We start from the raw sequence: 16257 nt of genomic DNA, 5'->3' as shown, positions 1-16257 counted from the left end.
TCAAAAAGCTATATCAAAAAGTAATCGCAGACGACTTCTGATGTAAAGTTTTTTCTTACATACCGCTTCGTTGCAGCAAAGCTCACACTTAAGGCAATACAATCCTGCGCATATTGTAAAACTTTATTTATATGAATGTACTATATCCAATTTTTTCATATTGAAGTTGTGTTGCATCAACAAAAGCATTTAAAAAGACTTTTTTCAGTGGTAGCTACAAAAGGCTCGCACATACAACATCAATATAGACCTCGTTGAAATATCCTTACGCACATTAAAAAACAAAAAAGCGCCCCGATGAATACATTCATCGGGGCGTTTAACTTTTTTGCTCTAAAATAATCGTCTAATGTACAATAAACATTGTCGCTAAACCAAGGAAGATAAGGAAGCCACATCCATCGGTTACCGCGGTTAAAAATATGCTTGATGCCTGAGCAGGGTCACGTCCAAGTTCTTTAAGGATCAGCGGTATGGATGCACCGGCAAGTGCGCCCAACAGCATATCCAACCCTAGAGCAGCAGCCATGACCTGAGCAAGTAGCAGGTTCTGGGTAAAGAGGAATACTCCCAGCATGACGAGCAGGCTTACAATAAGCCCGGTCAACGCCCCTACTTTAGCTTCACGCAGTACTGCCTTCCAGCTTTTTCCGCGGTCAAACCGCTCTACTGCCAGCTGTCTAATCATAACAGCAAGCGCCTGTTGACCTGTGTTTCCTGCTTGGTTTGCTACAATCGGCATAAGTACAGCAAGAATTGCCATTTGCGCGATGGAGCCTTCAAACAGGAAGACTACGTACGCAGACACACTGGAGTTCAACATATTAATAAACAACCACGGCAGGCGAACCTTTACAGATTCCAGCCACGGGGTATCGACGGTTTCGTCCTGACCCGCACCAACCATGCCGAGCATATCTTCTGTAGCTTCATCATGAATAATGTCGATGACGTCATCATAGGTAACAACACCGAGCAGTCTGCCTTCGTAATCCACAACAGGCAATGCCATGAAGTTGTAACGGGACAAAATATGCGCTACGTTCTCTTTATCTTCATCAAAGAGAACAGAAATAAGACTTTGATCGGAAAGTTTTTCTTCAAGAACAGTACCGGGACGGCACAGAAGCAAGTTACGTAAGGAAAGCACACCTACAAGACGTTCAGCGTCGTCCACAAGGTACGCATAGTATGGAATCTCTTTATCTTCCATCTCACGACGAATGTGCATAATGGCTTGATCTGCGGTGAGTTCCTGCCCGAGAATAATAATCTCGGTGTTCATGATACCACCAGCAGTATCCGGATCAAAAGCGAGCAGATTACGAATCTCTTCCGCATCGTCGTCTTCTAACCGTTCAAGCAATACATCCCTATGTTCTTCATCCAGTTCATCAAGAACGTCAGTCGCATCATCCGGTGACATCTCCGAAAGAATTCGAACAGCCACGTCAACGTCGAGGTTCTCAATAATATCCGTCTGGGCACGGTCTTCCATTTCGGCAAGAGTTTCAGCAGCATCTTCGGTAGAAAGATGCTCCATCATACAAACCTGCTTCTCAATGGAGAGATTTTCTATATGATCAGCGGCATCTGCCGGGTGGGCAAACTCGCCTGAGGAAATCGCCTTCACTTCATCACGGCAGTTTTTTTTGGACGTAACTACCTTATTTTCTTCAGAAGCTTTCTCGAATCCATCTTGTTTGTCATGCTGCTTTTTTGTATCAGTCATGCTCTACCACCTGAGACCCACGAGCGTGTGAAATTTATCATTTGTCAAGACCGCTTGACGAAACTGTCGCAGCCACCTAAACACCGCCTAAGAGGGATGGAACGACCCCCACCCACTTGGCTTTGTGCCTCTACCATTAAGAGGGTCAATAACACAATCCATGCATACAGAAAAATTTGACTCATTTTTTCAAAATAACGCCCGAATCCACCTGAATAGCGCTATCAAACTTGCGTTAGACGAAGATGGGCCGGATTTGACCTCGGAAGGAATTTTTCCTCCAGGTCATACGTTATCTGCGCAGATTATCAGCAAAGAAGACACGCTGGTCGTTGGTCTTCCGCTTATTCCGCTTATCATGGACGCTTGTGCTGATACGGAATGGTCATGGAACGCCCTTACCGATGAAGGCGATCTTGTTCCAGACCGAACCGTAGTAGCAACTATTAAGGCCGATGCGAGTCATTTGCTAAAAGCAGAACGTATCATACTTAATTTTATAACACATCTTTCTGGCATTGCGAACCTGACCAAGCTGTATGTTGATCAGCTTAAAGGTTCCGGCACTGCCTTATTGGATACGCGCAAGACTTTGCCTTGCCTGCGTTATCCGGAAAAATATGCTGTTCTTATGGGTGGCGGGCAGAACCACCGTAAAGATTTAACAGAAATGCTCATGCTGAAGGACAACCATATTGACCTTGCGGGCAATATGACTGCTGCGGTAGAAAAACTGCGCGCAACATATTCTCCGTGTCCTCCAATTGAAGTTGAATGTCGTAACATGGAAGAGGTACACGAAGCCGTTGCCTGCCATGCAGACAGAATTATGCTGGACAATATGGACATTCCCGCGATTCAGGAAGCACTTAAACATATTCCTGAATCTATTGAAACCGAAGCCAGCGGCGGCGTAACACTCGAAACAATTCGTAGTATTGCTCTTGCTTCTGACCTTGGACCGGATTACATATCTGTCGGAAGATTGACCCATTCTGCTCCTATTGCAGATTTCAGCATGCTTGTAAGCGAATAAGTCCTCATTATACAGATTGAAACAGCCCTGTGCAATGCAGTGTATGAGAAAAAACCAGTATGCATGCACAGTTAATAGCATGTAACTTTTTTGTTTTTTCAAAATAACGCACGTCAGCCGTAGGCACAATTTCAAGCCGTACGGAAACAAGTACCCTATGGGTGCGCTGCAATGTACTATTTTGTCGCAAACTGAATCTGGAGAATAGATAATGAACCAGTATCAAAAAAGAATTACCGAGCTTCGGGAAAAACTGGGTGAAGACCTTATTATTATGGGTCATCATTACCAGAATGATGCCGTAATACGCCACGTTGACTTAACTGGCGATTCTCTCGAACTTGCACGTAAAGTTACAACCATTGATGCCAAGCACATTGTTTTTTGCGGTGTGTATTTCATGGGCGAATCAGCAGCGCTGCTCGCTAATGAAGGGCAGAATGTATATTTACCGGAAGACGATGCCAACTGTGTTATGTCTCAAATGGCTCCATACACTCTTGTAGACAAAGTACTTACCCGCATTAAAGAATCCGGTCGCAAAATTGTTCCGCTTACATACGTTAACTCTTCCGTTGCTGTTAAAGCAGTATGCGGCAAGCATGGCGGTTCTGTTTGCACTTCTGCTAACGCAGAAAAAATGGTGCGCTGGGCTATGGAGCGCGGCGACAGTGTTCTCTTCCTTCCAGATAAAAACCTTGCGCGTAACACCGCAAAAACTATCGGTATTCCTGAAGAGAAATGGCACATCCTGAATATCAGAGGCGAAGGCTCCCAGATCGATATGGACGCCGTAAGCAAGTCTGAACTCATCATGTGGCCTGGCTGCTGCGCAATTCACGCTCGTTTCAACGAACGTCAGATTGAAGCTGCACGCACCAAATACCCAGATGTGAAGATTGTTATTCATCCGGAAGCTGCCCCGGACGTTATCGGAAAAGCTGACGCAGCCGGTTCAACATCCTTTATTATTAAGTACGTTGAAGCTGCACCGGAAGGTTCTAACATCGCCATCGGTACCGAGCTTAACCTCGTTGAGCGCCTTGCCGACCAGTACGAGGGGTCAAAGAACATCTTCCCATTGCTGGAATCAACCTGTTCACACATGGCACTTGTGACAGAGCCTAAGTTGCTCAAAACACTTGAAGCTATTGAGAACGGTACAGCTAAGCCTGTTACAATTCCAGCGGGTCTTGTCGAGGACGCAAAAATCGCATTAGAACGTATGCTGATCGCCTGCGCTTAGTTATTTTTTCTTAAGCTTAACAGGATGTTGTAATGAGTGATATCCGTCACTACACAACGGTGCTCGTCATTGGTTCCGGCATTGCCGGTTGTACCGCTGCCCTGCGCCTTGCTGACGAAGGTGTACATTGTACACTTATTACATGCAGTTCTTCTCTGGATCACGGCAACTCTCCTCTTGCCCAAGGCGGAATCGTTTTTAAAGCAAATGATAACGATAGCCAACGGCTGGAAAAAGACATTCTTACTGCCGGACACAACTTTAACTCTATAAAAGCTGTTCACAGTATTGCGACCTTAGGGCCACATACTGTGGAAGACATTCTGGTTAAACGCCTCGGAATTCCTTTTGCCAGACAAAAGGCACCTTCCGAATGCGAATGGGATTTAACCAGAGAAGGCGGACACGACGCACCGCGTATTCTGCACTGTGCAGACTACACAGGTCGCGCCATTATGGACGGATTGATTCGTGAAATCACGGCGCATCCGAACATTACCGTCAAAAAGAACAGAACAGCTATCGACTTGCTCACAAGCCACCACCATGCAGACAACCCTCAGTTCATGTATGAGCTGGAGAACGAATGCATAGGTGCTTACGTCTACAATGAAGACGAAGAGCGCGTTGAAACCATGTTAGCAGACTACACCATTGTTGCCACCGGCGGCATCGGTCAAATTTACCTGCACACAACAAACCCGCAAGGCTCCATCGGTTCCGGTGTAGCAATGGGGTTCCGTGCCGGTGCAACAGTCCACAACATGGAATTTGTTCAGTTCCACCCTACAGCTTTCCACCACCACTCCGGGCAAAAATTCCTGATTACGGAAGCAATGCGCGGCGAAGGTGCCAAGCTTATGAACTCCAAGGGTGAGTACTTCATGCCTAACTACGATAAACGTGCTGATTTAGCACCGCGTGACATTGTTGCTCGCGCTATCGTGGATGAAATGCTCAAAAATGACGACGACTGTGTCTACCTAGATACAATGGAAATGAAGCACGATCTTGCGTCCCGCTTCCCTACCATCTACAAGCGTTGTCTTGAACTTGGTGTCGACATTCGCAAAGAGCCTATACCGGTTGTACCGGCTGCTCACTATAGCTGTGGCGGTATTCTGGTCAACGAACACGGTAGAACCACCGTTGCGCGTCTTTACGCTGTGGGTGAATGTAGCTGCACTGGTGTGCATGGCGCTAACCGCCTTGCATCAACCTCACTGCTCGAAGCACTTGTATGGGCAGATACTGCTGCTCAGCATATTAAAGAACGTGCGCACATTAACATCACTCAGGAATTGCGTGACGTCGTTCCAGATTGGAACTCACTCGGTGATGACCATAACGACGACCCTGCTCTTATCGCGCAAGACTGGAGCAGAATCCGTAACACAATGTGGAACTATGTAGGCATTACTCGTACCTCTCAGCGCCTGAATCGCGCTCATGAGGATATGAGGGATCTTTCCAAACACCTGCATAATTTCTACAAGAGCACGCCGCTCTCTAAAAGACTTATCGATCTTTTCCATGGCTGCCTTACCGCGTATATCATTACCATGGCAGCGAAAAGAAATACTAAAAGCATAGGCTGCCACTACAGAGCAGACTAAGCCTACCAGTATACCCCGTTTTGTTTTGAATGAGTTATGTACTAAAAAAGCAACATCTTTGGATGTTGCTTTTTTGTTTTTTTAGTGACGTTTTGTTTTTGTTTGTCTCCGACGGCTGGGCTGAAACTTTTAAAAAAGTTTCCCCCAGACCCCCTTCCAAATTTTTTATTTACGAGCCCAGATCGTTCTTTATACCATTTTACGGCGAAAATCCCATAAATTTTATTCTGAACTCTAAAAAAAGGTCGTGGAGATTAAAACGCGTAGCGAATCATTTTCACTTAATCCTTCGACCACTTGCCCTATCTGTAGCAGACTGGCCTCATCATATGGACGGCCTATCAATTGAGCACCAAAAGGCAAACCGGAAGAATGAATCCCGGCAGGCACACTCAATGCGGGGAATCCGACAAGGTTTGCCGCAGCATTCATCCGAATAAGTGTTTCGAGAACACTCTCTTCCTGCCCGTCAGGCCATAGAAACGTCTTCTGATCCCGTGTCGGCGCAACCATAGGACTTGTAGGAGCAAAAAGCACATCAATATGCTCGAACATTGCACTCCATGCCCTGCGCAACGCAGCTTGCATTCTTTTGGCCTTAAGATAATCCTGCGCCGATAACAAGCTACCAGCCTGAAGAAAATCTCTTACATCATCACCATACAGTTGTGGCGTTTTCCGAATTGGCTCGGCATGAACCGAAGCTGCTTCCGGCATCACAATACCCCATTGAGTAGGCAAAATAGCATCCGTTAACGGCACGGCGACTTCAATCAGTTCGGCACCCAATGCTTCCAATGAACGTAAGTGTTCCCGCAAACTTTCTTCTATCTCCGAATCAATCTGGTCAAAAAAGAAATTCGACGGCACTCCCACACGTAGCCCAGATACGCCCCTTCCCAATTTTGAACCAAAACTATGCCCAACTAATTGGGGGATGGCTATAGCATCCATTATGGGCGCCACATCAGCAACCGTCCGCGTAATCGGTCCGGCATGATCAAGCGAAGGAGATAAAGGAACAACACCATCCAGCGGCACTAGACCGTAAGTCGGCTTAAGCCCGACAACTCCGCATAGCCCTGCAGGAACTCGAATTGACCCGCCTGTATCCGAACCTGTCGCGGCCAGTGCTCCGCCATACGCCACAGCTGCTGCAGACCCACCACTTGAACCGCCCGGAGAATGATTCAACTCCCAAGGATTGCCGGTTTGCGGTGTCATCGCACCAAAGGCAAATTCATGCGCATGAGTCTTACCAAGAAACACCACTCCTGCATCACGCAAGGCTCGAGTAACATACGCGTCTTTTGTTGCTATGTGGGTACTGCGAACTTTCGAACTGGCGGTCGTCGCCACTCCTTTCATATCGAATAAATCTTTCAAAGCGATCGGAATGCCGTGTAAGGCACTGCGCCTTTTTCCAGCAACCAGCTCAGCCTCAGCTTGACGCGCGTCTTTAAGTGCCTGATCCGCAAACACGGTGACATATGCCCCGATAATATCATCAACTTGAGCAATACGTTCAAGGACAGACTTTGTCAGTTCCACTGGTGACATCGTGCCGCTTTCAAGCTCGTCAATTGCTTCGGTAAGGGACAACTCATACAGTTGCATCTTCATCCCTCCAAGCCAGATATTCATCTTGAAGCATAACAGTATCAAGAACGGCAATCTGGGCTCGCATGTACGTCAGATTTCCAGCCACAGTTTCCAGCTGTTCAACAGGCAAAGGTAAATTCTCACGCTTTGCCATCTCGGCTATTAGTTCTGCTGTATACGGCTCTAAACTCATAATCACTGCTCCGTAAATTTAGGAAACTGCTTTTCTCCGCTATCCATAACGAATGTGAATCTGTCACGTAGATGCAATTGATTGAGTTCTGAAGAGTAGGGACAGCGTATTTTTTTGAACAAAGATGTACGTCCGTTGCCTCACCAGACGAACAGTGCGAAAACCTGAACACCGGTAATTATCTGGAGAAAGGCAAAAAAGCAGAGCAAAAACCCAAGTGCGCCATGCGCAGCGCACAGAACCGAGCGTCTCTTTTTGAACAATTCCATCCAGTAACCGGTAATAAATGTGGTGAGCAACAACGGAAGCATGAACATGCCTACTATATAATGCTCACCTGTAATGCGGTAGTTGTTCCACTCCTTGTGGGTAAAATACAACCCGACACTGATACCAACTAGCCAGAGAAAGATTGCTATTTTACCGTACAACACATGATGATTCCACGGAAACGAGAACTTCATTTGCCTATGAACAACTAGGAAGCGTTTTGCGCCCCAGTACATTGCAATGTATCCAAAAACGATACCCAATAGCTGAATGGCTGGATGAATATACAGATGAAGTTTTGTTTCTTGGATCATAAAAGCCCCCGCAACAGCTAGAGTTGTATCTCGAGTTGCCTAAAGTTGCACAAGAACCGCTCCGAACAATATGCATACTGACGCTATATCAAAGAGATAAAACGATGTAAGTCGCGTCAACGGCAGCATACTTCCGGCTAAAAAAGCACTTCCCAGTATTGTTCCCACTAATGAAGGAACTCCAAGTCCCCATGTGCACACTAGGGCAAAGATCATAACGCTGCACACATAAGCGAAGTACCAGATACGCATAAGCATTTTTTGATGCATAAGAACAAAATAGCTCACAGGAATAGGACTGAAGCGGGACAAGTACTCTTCCTTGTGTATGTATATTCTCATCCATACATGCGGAATCTGCACAAGATACCAGATTACGCAGTTGGTAAGAATAAGCGGAGCAAACATACTGCCGCCAGCGGCAACCCAGCCCATAAGAGGCGGCATTGCACCAGCAATGCTCCCCACCAGAAGAGCAAATGGAGTGCGGCGTTTCATGGCGGTATACAGTCCGTTGTAAATAACTAGCACCATAGCGGCGACGATCAGTGTTCGACTGGACGCAGTCATGGCGTAGAAACTCATAGCCAGTGAAATCCACAGGACTGCTATCATGATGGCCGTTTTAGAACTCATGTAACCCTGAGGAAGTGGACGCGTCATCGTGCGGGAAAAGTACCCGTCAGTGCGTTTTTCCTGCACCTGATTAAGAGCGGAACAACCAGCGCAGAGGAAAAAGCTACCAAAACCTGTTGCAAACAGTGCTATGGAAAATTCTGGTGAATGCAACAGATACCCGAGCATAGACACAACGGCCACAGCCACAGAGACTGGAACGCGCGCAAGAACAAGCAGATTTGTAAATAATCTGCGTGTATCCGTCTTAGCTTCTAAGCGATAGACATTCATGTTCCCTCCTCTGTTTATTGTTTGTCACTTTTTTTGCGATCTTCATCAGCCGTTAACGTCTTCAAGTACTCCGCAATGGCGTTCATCTCGTCAGGCGTTAAGGTGTCATACGCTGGCATCATGACTTTCCAGCTTCCGTCGCGTACAGTTTCCGGATTCCGTAAAATTTGTTCCAGAACTGCCCTGTCCATTTTTTTGCGGATACTAACTCCGCCCTGCTGTAGCAGGAGGCGCTTACCCCAAATACCTTTCAGGGTTGGCGCTTCAATTATGGAACCATCTGTTGAATGGCAGGATAAGCAACCGTTGTCTTCCAACAGCACTTTCCCGTCCGGTTTCTTTTCAATCTCTCCGGTCATCCACCCGATCATAAGCGCAAGATCATCCTCAGGTACTTCCCCTTTGTAGGAAGGCATAACTGCCGGATATCCTTTTGTTATGTACTTATTCGGCTCATAGATGGCCTCTCGTAAATATTTCTTGTCAACGACGATGGTCTTTTCGTTACCATCAGGCTCCACAACCACCTGCTTTGTGCCGAACAGGTTCAGCAATGAAGGGCCTGAACCTCTGCTGCCGTCCAGAGAATGGCACCCTGTACAGCCGTAATTTTCAAACAGAACAACCGCCGTTTGTTGTGCTTTGGATTCACTTTTCAGCCATTTTTCATAATCTTCCCTGCTCACCACTTCAACCGTGGAAAGCATATTCGCATGCTTAATGCCGCAGTATTCAGAGCATAAAATATCGTAGCTACCCAGTGTCCTCGGATCAAACCATGCATATGTTTCCATCCCCGGCACGGCATCCATTTTTATTCTGAATGCCGGAATGTACAGACTATGAATAACATCGTCAGATGTAATATTCAGACGTATCGGTGTACCGACAGGAACATACAAAACCTTGCTTCGCTTGCCGTCCGGATATTCAAAACTCCACGAGAACATGCGCCCTACAACCTGCACTTCCATTGCTCCATCCGGTACGGAACGCAGTGCCTTAAATCCAATCCAGCCATAGTAGAACATAGAGATAACAAGCAGAGACGGCAGCAGTACCCATATAATTTCGAGCCATACATTGTCTTTTAATTTAGATGCAACAGGATGCCGCTCGTGATGATAACGATACACCATAAACAGCGCCACCAGCGTTATCCCGAACAGGAGTACGATGGATATTCCAAAGATAACGTAGAATGCAAAATCTACTTGTTGTACTGGGTTTATCGGCTGATCCATAATGACCTCATTAGTAGCGCCACCCTACATCAAAAAAAGTCATACCTATTGCTATGCCAAGCATTAAGAAGCACAGCAGGACAAGATAGGCGAAAAATGTTTTTTCGTATTTAAGGTACATATAGTAGTACACAATAAGAAACGCTTGTACCGAGGCGATACCAAGTGTGAGCACCACATCAAACAGACCAAAATCTATGCGGGAAAGAACCACCGTAAGAATTGTCAGTACTAAAAGTGCCAACAACACATACGTGTTCTGCCTATAGGACCCGCTATGGATTTTTCGTCTGTGCGTCATGATAAGGAACCCTCACGCAATCAAATAAAAAAGTGGAAAAATAAAAACCCATATCAAATCTACAAGATGCCAGCACAGAGCTGCATTCTCCAGCAGTGCATTATCTTTCCAGTTAATTTTACCTATTTTCAACCACCAGAATGCGAACAACAACAAGCCGCACCCGACAGCCACATGAATTCCGTGCAGACCGGTCATCAAGTAATACAATCCAAAGAAAAGAACTTCGCCATCCGCTTTTGTCGCGAACAGGGAGGAGTTGGGATACAACCCCTCAGAAATTTTGCTATGCCACTCAAAGCCTTTGTTCACTAAAAAAATTAGTCCTAAAAGCACTGTCAGTAACAGCATGCTCCGGCTCATCACAGTACGTTCTCTATGCAAGGCACTGATGGACATAGCTATTGTCCACGAGCTTACAAGCATTATGACGGTATTGAATGTTCCGTAAAACAAACTGAGCTTTCTACCCGCCACATAAAATTCATTCGGAAAGCGATACAAGTACGCTGCATACAATAGAAACAGTCCGCCGAAGAGCAAAAGTTCTGTGAGTAAAAACAGCCACATTCCAAGCTTTGCGACTTCCGGGTCTTTAGCAGGCATCACCGTTCTCCGGACTCCGCGCACTGTCCAAAAATTCGTATGGTCCCGATGTCACTACAGGCTCTTCTTCAAAATTTTCATGTGGCAGCGGTGAAGCAATCTTCCATTCCAGCGTTTCGCCGCCCCACGGGTTATCCGCAACAGGCTTGCCCTTAAAAGTTCCGTACAGCACGTTCACAAACATCATAATCAGTCCGGCAAGCAGCACCCATGAGCCCAAGGTTGAAGCAAACTGCAATGGTGCAAATTCTGGCAGATAGTCATAGTACCGGCGAGGCATTCCCTGTAGCCCCAACAGGAGCATTGGGAAATACAGCCAATTAAAGCCCACGAACAGCACGACGCATGCCCACTTTGCAATCCTGCAATTGTACATGCGGCCTGAAATTTTCGGCAGCCAGTAATGCATTGCTGCAAAGAATCCAAAGCCCAGTCCGCCGAATATTACATAGTGGAAATGCCCCACCACAAAATATGTATCGTGCACATAAATATCCGGCCCCGCAGCGCCCAGCACCAGCCCCGTCAGTCCCCCCACTGAGAACAGAAAGATAAACGCCAGTGCATACCAAAACGGCGGGTCAGTATAAATCGAGCCTTTGTACAGTGTCGTCACCCAGTTAAACACTTTAATTGCCGAAGGAATGGCGACAACAAAGCTTAAAAAGGAGAACACAAGCACGGCGAAATCGCTCATGCCGCTTGTAAACATATGGTGCGCCCACACCAGCGAGCCTGCGAAAGCAATCATCAGACTCGAAAATGCCATCATTTTATACCCGAAAATATTCTTCCGCGCGAAGACCGGAATGATATCCGAAATAATACCCATGGCGGGTAAGATCATGATGTACACAGCCGGATGCGAGTAAATCCAGAACAGGTGCTGATACAACAACGGGTCGCCCCCCTTGGATGGGTCGAACATTCCGACACCAACGAAACGTTCGACCATCACAAGGAGCACTGTTATTGCCAGAATTGGCGTCGCAAGGATCTGAATCCACCCTGTTGCATACAACGACCATGTAAACAGCGACAGACGCGTCCACGTCATGCCCTCGCACCGTAATCTATGGATGGTTGTTACAAAATTCAGACCTATAAAAATTGACGAGAAGCCAAGAATAAACACGGCAAAAACAGCAAGGCTCACATTAGTAGAAGTTACCTCACTAAACGGCACATAAAACGTCCACCCTGTGTCCGGCGGGCCCCCGCCCGTAAACAAAGAGCACACGATCAAAATTGCACCGAAAATATACATCCACCATGAAAGTAAATTAATACGCGGAAACGCCAGATCGTCCGCGCCCAGTTGAATCGGTAAAAAGATATTTCCGAATGTTGCAGGAACGCTCGGGATAACCACAAAAAAGACCATTATGACGCCGTGCAATGTGAAAAGAACATTGTACGTTTGCGCGTCCATAAAATCCATACCCGGACGAATAAGTTCGAACCTCATAAGGCCACCGAGTGTAATGCCCACCAGGAAAAACGCCATAATAGTATACAGGTACAGTACGCCAATCCGTTTATGGTCGAGCGTAAACAACCACGAGCGAATCCAGCCTTTGCCGTCCTGCGTCGGCTTATAAAATGCGTCTATGTTTCTGGCTGGTGACACGGCGTTTCCTTTTTTCTGTATGCCTTTGGTAGCCCTGCGGGGCTTTTTTTGTCTTCGATCAGCCTTCGTTCTGTTGTGTCTTCGACGAGCCTCCGGCGGCTGGGGGAAACCTTTTTGAAAAAAGGTTCTCCCCCAGACCCCTTTCCTAAAACTTTTATTTGCGAGACAAGCCGTTAAAAAATGTTCATTTTCGGCTTATACACCACGACCTTGTTCAATCGTAGAGGTTAATTTGTTCACGTATCGACAGGCGTGCGTTGATGGTGATCTGCTCCAGAGGAGTCATTAGAATTGTAGTCACCTCTCAACAAACCTGTTCTATCCACACACTTCACCGCTAACGCTTGGCTACTTCAATGTCATCTTTGTTTGAAATCTTAGGTAATCTTCTGACTTCACAATCTTTCGGTACAACAAGGTAAGATAATTCTCGTAAAGTTCTCCAACGTGTCGTGCTCTCCAAGTACTTCTATGGACGCGGTACAACTGTTGATTACGTTCTCTCACTCGTATGCTCCACTTGATTGAAGGTATGTTTTCGAATCTGCCTTAGTTGCCAAACTTCAGAATCAATCACACAGCAAACATCAGGTAGTCCGCGTAAAGCTCTCCTGCGCCTTAATCAACGGGCTGCTATCAAGTAGTAAAGGGGTTAAAGATTATTACAAAAGGTTACTGGTGGTATTTCAAAGCACCCGAAAGTGCAGAATAATGAACACTGCCAAAAGAAAAAGTGCAAACACAAGCGTGCTGTCCAGTCTTACTCTTCACGTTTCTTTTTCCGCTTCTTTTTGCCCCCGAAGGACAAAATTAATGCAAGAATTACAACGAATCCGATCACACCGAATCCGGCAATCTTCATCGTATCAAAGACGTACTTTTTGCCCTTAGGATCATAAGAAAAGCAGAGCTGCGCTATGCGTTGAACAGAGAATAGCGGCGTGTCTGTTTCGCTCTCTGTTAACGCCATAGTCACATCAAACGGAAGAATGTTAGTGCCGTAAAGATAACGGGTAATCCTTCCTTCAGGTGACACTGCCACAAGAATAACCGGATGCACAAAGTCTTTACCGATACGCTTAAACCTAAAGCCGATCTCGCTCATTAACGTATCGATGCTTTGTTTATCGCCAGTAAGAAATTTCCATGCATCCGGTGGAAAGGATGGGTCAGCTGCATGTAGTGCATGCATAAAATTTTTCTTCTTCTTTGCTGCCAGTTCCGGTGTGTCCAATTCATCAAAACTTACCATAATTATCCGGTAATCTTTATCCGGACTAAGGCGCACACTAGGCAGCACTCCGGCAATGGAGCTCATAAGGATATGGCAAACGCCCGGGCAAGAGTAATACACAGGCGCAATAAGTACGGGTGATGTCATTAGTGAACGAATGTCGACCCGCTTGCCTGTGGAATCTGTAAAATAGATTGGTGTTGTTATGGTTTCACCAAGACGCTCAGTAACTCCTGCTTCAACAGAATCAGCCGCTGGCGTTGGATGCACATGACCGGACATATCCGGCACGGAACCATCATTCGGCGGCAGCACACTGCCTTCACGATTCTTCATGTTTATGTGCAGGGAATGCCCTGCGTTATCGGTGGCATCAGAATCAGAGTGTACATCATGCATCTGCGAACTTTGATCACCCACCTTTTGTGGTGACTCCGCAGGGGCTGAATGATTCATATGATCGGAAGAGTCTTGCAATGGACTTTGCGCTTCAGTGCTTTGATTCGCCTCTTGAACAGGCTCCTCAGCACGGGATAGACTGACAAGAAGGAACAAAGCAAAGGCTGCAATCACAGCAAAGCGCAATATTCGTATAAAGCCGCGTTGTTTAAATACTGACACGGAAACTCTCCCGATCTTTGTAACAAGCTAAAATGTACTAATGTATTCGGACACTTTAACGCGATCTTCTTCTTTCATACGCTTTGCAATACCGACCATGATGCTTTTTTTAGAACCACCATACGTGCCGTCAACGTACCCGTTAAGTTTCTCAAGAATTTGATTCGCGGTCTGACCTTTTAACGGTTTGCCTACGCCCAGAGCCATTGTTTCACCAGACTGCCCATGACATCCAGCACATGATTTATACAGCGGTTCACCGGCGGTACCACTTGCAACACTGAGGGAAGCACAGACCAACAGGAAACTACAAATTGCAAAACAGACTGCCACTTTCTTCATCATAATTCTCCGTTGAATTCGTGAAATATAGATTTAAACCATAACATACCACCAACAATGGAAAAAGATCAATAGAGCAATCGTTGATAACTCTTCTACCCTTTAAATTTCATGTTTTCCGCGTAGATTCTACAAATCGACAATCTACGTCAGTGCTACAAACTTTCATCTAATCTTCTGAAACAAGACTTTGTCGCAGCCACTCACAAGGCCAAAAAAAAGACGCCCCGAAAGGGGCGTCTTTATATCTACGAAGCGAGAGATACTTACACTGTACCGTCTGCATGGTTGTGGGATTCCACTTCCGGCTCCGGAATTTCGTTCGGGCTGAATGCGTAAAGCACTGGGCTTGCAACGAAGATGGAGGAATAAGTACCAACAGTAACACCAACAAGAAGTGTCAGTGCAAAGTCGTGAATAATTCCGCCACCGAAGAGGAAGAGAGAAACCAATACCAACATTGTAGTACAGGAAGTCAGCAACGTACCGGCTCAAGGTCTGGTTAACAGCCTTGTTAATTACTTCACCGTAAGTTGGTGCGGTACGCTGGAAGATGTTCTCACGGATACGGTCAAATACGATAATAGTATCGTTAAGAGAGTAACCAACGATGGTAAGCAATGCTGCTACGATGGTCAGGTCAAACTCTTTACCGAGAAGGGAAAGAATCCCTATGGGTAATAAGAACGTCGTGAATAAGCGCAATAACCGCACCGAGTGCGAAATTGAGCTTCAGCTTCCAGCAAATACCAAGCGTAAGCAGCATGGCGATGAGAACCTGCAACTGCTTCGGAGTACCCATCAAGTCGAGAAGGTACATACCGGAGGCAAGTCCTGCGGCCATGATGCCCGCGGTAACCCAGCGTTGTTCGAATCGACCGGAGATATAGATAGCAGATAAGAAGTACTGCAAAGTACAACCGCTTCTACAGCTGCGGAACGAAGGTCAGCACCAATCTTTGGACCAACCATATCGAGGCGTTCAATGGAGAATGTATTGTTCGGCATATTTTGACCGAACTGCGCTTTCAGAATCTCTGGAAGACGCTTGTCTACTTCACCAACGGAAGAGATACGCAAAAGATATTCGGTATCGCCGTCGCCAAAACGCTGTACAGAAAGTCCCTGAAGTTTAGCACTTGCGAGACTATCTTTAAGTTCCTGAGGCTGCACTGCTTTTTCAAAACGAACCTGTGCAAGCACACCACCGGAAAAGTCGATGCCGTACTTAGGGCCGCCATGAAGGATGAGGGAGCCAAGGCCAAGCAAAAGGAGCGCAAGGGACAAAATAACTGAATATTTACGCAGTCCGATGAAATCAATTTTGCTATTTGGTTTAATAATGCTCAGACCCATGATCT

The 16257-nt window shown here is 46.3% G+C and carries 14 protein-coding genes and 1 pseudogene; 3 read left to right on the top strand and 12 right to left on the bottom strand.

The features are described from left to right. Nucleotides 1-346: 346 nt before the first annotated feature. Nucleotides 347-1732 carry a magnesium transporter gene (mgtE, locus tag ACZ5V1_RS04345; protein WP_464390783.1) on the bottom strand — a complete coding sequence of 462 codons (1386 nt, stop codon included), beginning with the start codon at nucleotides 1730-1732 and terminating at the stop codon, nucleotides 347-349. A 160-nt stretch (nucleotides 1733-1892) separates the two neighbouring features. Here mgtE and nadC point away from each other — a divergent pair, with 160 nt between their 5' ends. The 3 genes from nadC (at nucleotide 1893) to nadB (ending at nucleotide 5630) form a co-directional block, all read left to right on the top strand. Next, a complete protein-coding gene (gene nadC, locus ACZ5V1_RS04340; protein ID WP_464390782.1) occupies nucleotides 1893-2768 on the top strand; it encodes a carboxylating nicotinate-nucleotide diphosphorylase in 876 nt (291 codons plus the stop codon). Nucleotides 2769-2979: 211 nt separating this feature from the next. Continuing rightward, on the top strand, nucleotides 2980-4014 hold the full coding sequence (gene nadA / locus ACZ5V1_RS04335) for a quinolinate synthase NadA (protein WP_464390781.1): 1035 nt from the start codon (nucleotides 2980-2982) through the stop codon (nucleotides 4012-4014). Between the two features lie 32 nt (nucleotides 4015-4046). After that, nucleotides 4047-5630: an L-aspartate oxidase gene (gene nadB, locus ACZ5V1_RS04330; RefSeq protein WP_464390780.1), complete on the top strand. Its 1584-nt coding sequence runs from the start codon at nucleotides 4047-4049 to the stop codon at nucleotides 5628-5630. 234 nt (nucleotides 5631-5864) lie between these two features. Here nadB and ACZ5V1_RS04325 read toward each other — a convergent pair whose 3' ends face one another. The 11 genes and pseudogenes from ACZ5V1_RS04325 to secF all read right to left on the bottom strand — a co-directional run bounded on the left by ACZ5V1_RS04325 (nucleotide 5865) and on the right by secF (nucleotide 16252). Beyond that, nucleotides 5865-7247 carry an amidase gene (locus ACZ5V1_RS04325; RefSeq protein WP_464390779.1) on the bottom strand — a complete coding sequence of 461 codons (1383 nt, stop codon included), beginning with the start codon at nucleotides 7245-7247 and terminating at the stop codon, nucleotides 5865-5867. Next, nucleotides 7234-7425 carry a hypothetical protein gene (locus tag ACZ5V1_RS04320; RefSeq protein ID WP_464390778.1) on the bottom strand — a complete coding sequence of 64 codons (192 nt, stop codon included), beginning with the start codon at nucleotides 7423-7425 and terminating at the stop codon, nucleotides 7234-7236. Before ACZ5V1_RS04320 ends, ACZ5V1_RS04325 begins: the two co-directional genes overlap by 14 nt. A gap of 140 nt (nucleotides 7426-7565) precedes the next feature. Then, entirely contained in the window at nucleotides 7566-8009 is a 444-nt protein-coding gene (locus tag ACZ5V1_RS04315; RefSeq protein ID WP_464390777.1) for a DUF4079 family protein, read from the bottom strand. A 39-nt stretch (nucleotides 8010-8048) separates the two neighbouring features. After that, nucleotides 8049-8918 carry a UbiA family prenyltransferase gene (locus ACZ5V1_RS04310; RefSeq protein WP_464390776.1) on the bottom strand — a complete coding sequence of 290 codons (870 nt, stop codon included), beginning with the start codon at nucleotides 8916-8918 and terminating at the stop codon, nucleotides 8049-8051. A gap of 14 nt (nucleotides 8919-8932) precedes the next feature. Next, nucleotides 8933-10162: a cytochrome c oxidase subunit II gene (gene coxB / locus ACZ5V1_RS04305; protein WP_464390775.1), complete on the bottom strand. Its 1230-nt coding sequence runs from the start codon at nucleotides 10160-10162 to the stop codon at nucleotides 8933-8935. Between the two features lie 10 nt (nucleotides 10163-10172). Beyond that, the gene (locus ACZ5V1_RS04300) at nucleotides 10173-10463 is read right to left on the bottom strand and encodes a cytochrome C oxidase subunit IV family protein (RefSeq protein WP_464390774.1); all 291 of its coding nucleotides are present in this window, start codon (nucleotides 10461-10463) and stop codon (nucleotides 10173-10175) included. A gap of 12 nt (nucleotides 10464-10475) precedes the next feature. Further along, entirely contained in the window at nucleotides 10476-11069 is a 594-nt protein-coding gene (locus tag ACZ5V1_RS04295) for a cytochrome c oxidase subunit 3 (RefSeq protein ID WP_373793952.1), read from the bottom strand. Next, complete coding sequence (locus ACZ5V1_RS04290) at nucleotides 11059-12699, bottom strand: cytochrome c oxidase subunit I (RefSeq protein ID WP_464390773.1); 1641 nt, start codon at nucleotides 12697-12699, stop codon at nucleotides 11059-11061. The genes ACZ5V1_RS04295 and ACZ5V1_RS04290 overlap by 11 nt, the downstream gene beginning before the upstream one ends. A gap of 760 nt (nucleotides 12700-13459) precedes the next feature. Continuing rightward, entirely contained in the window at nucleotides 13460-14554 is a 1095-nt protein-coding gene (locus ACZ5V1_RS04285; protein WP_464390772.1) for an SCO family protein, read from the bottom strand. Nucleotides 14555-14581: 27 nt separating this feature from the next. Beyond that, entirely contained in the window at nucleotides 14582-14899 is a 318-nt protein-coding gene (locus ACZ5V1_RS04280; protein WP_464390771.1) for a c-type cytochrome, read from the bottom strand. A gap of 263 nt (nucleotides 14900-15162) precedes the next feature. Then, a pseudogene (secF, locus tag ACZ5V1_RS04275) lies at nucleotides 15163-16252 on the bottom strand (protein translocase subunit SecF). Between the last annotated feature and the right edge of the window lie 5 nt (nucleotides 16253-16257).

Source organism: Halodesulfovibrio oceani subsp. galateae (assembly GCF_055397225.1).
This window is presented reverse-complemented; position numbering and strand designations above follow the sequence as displayed.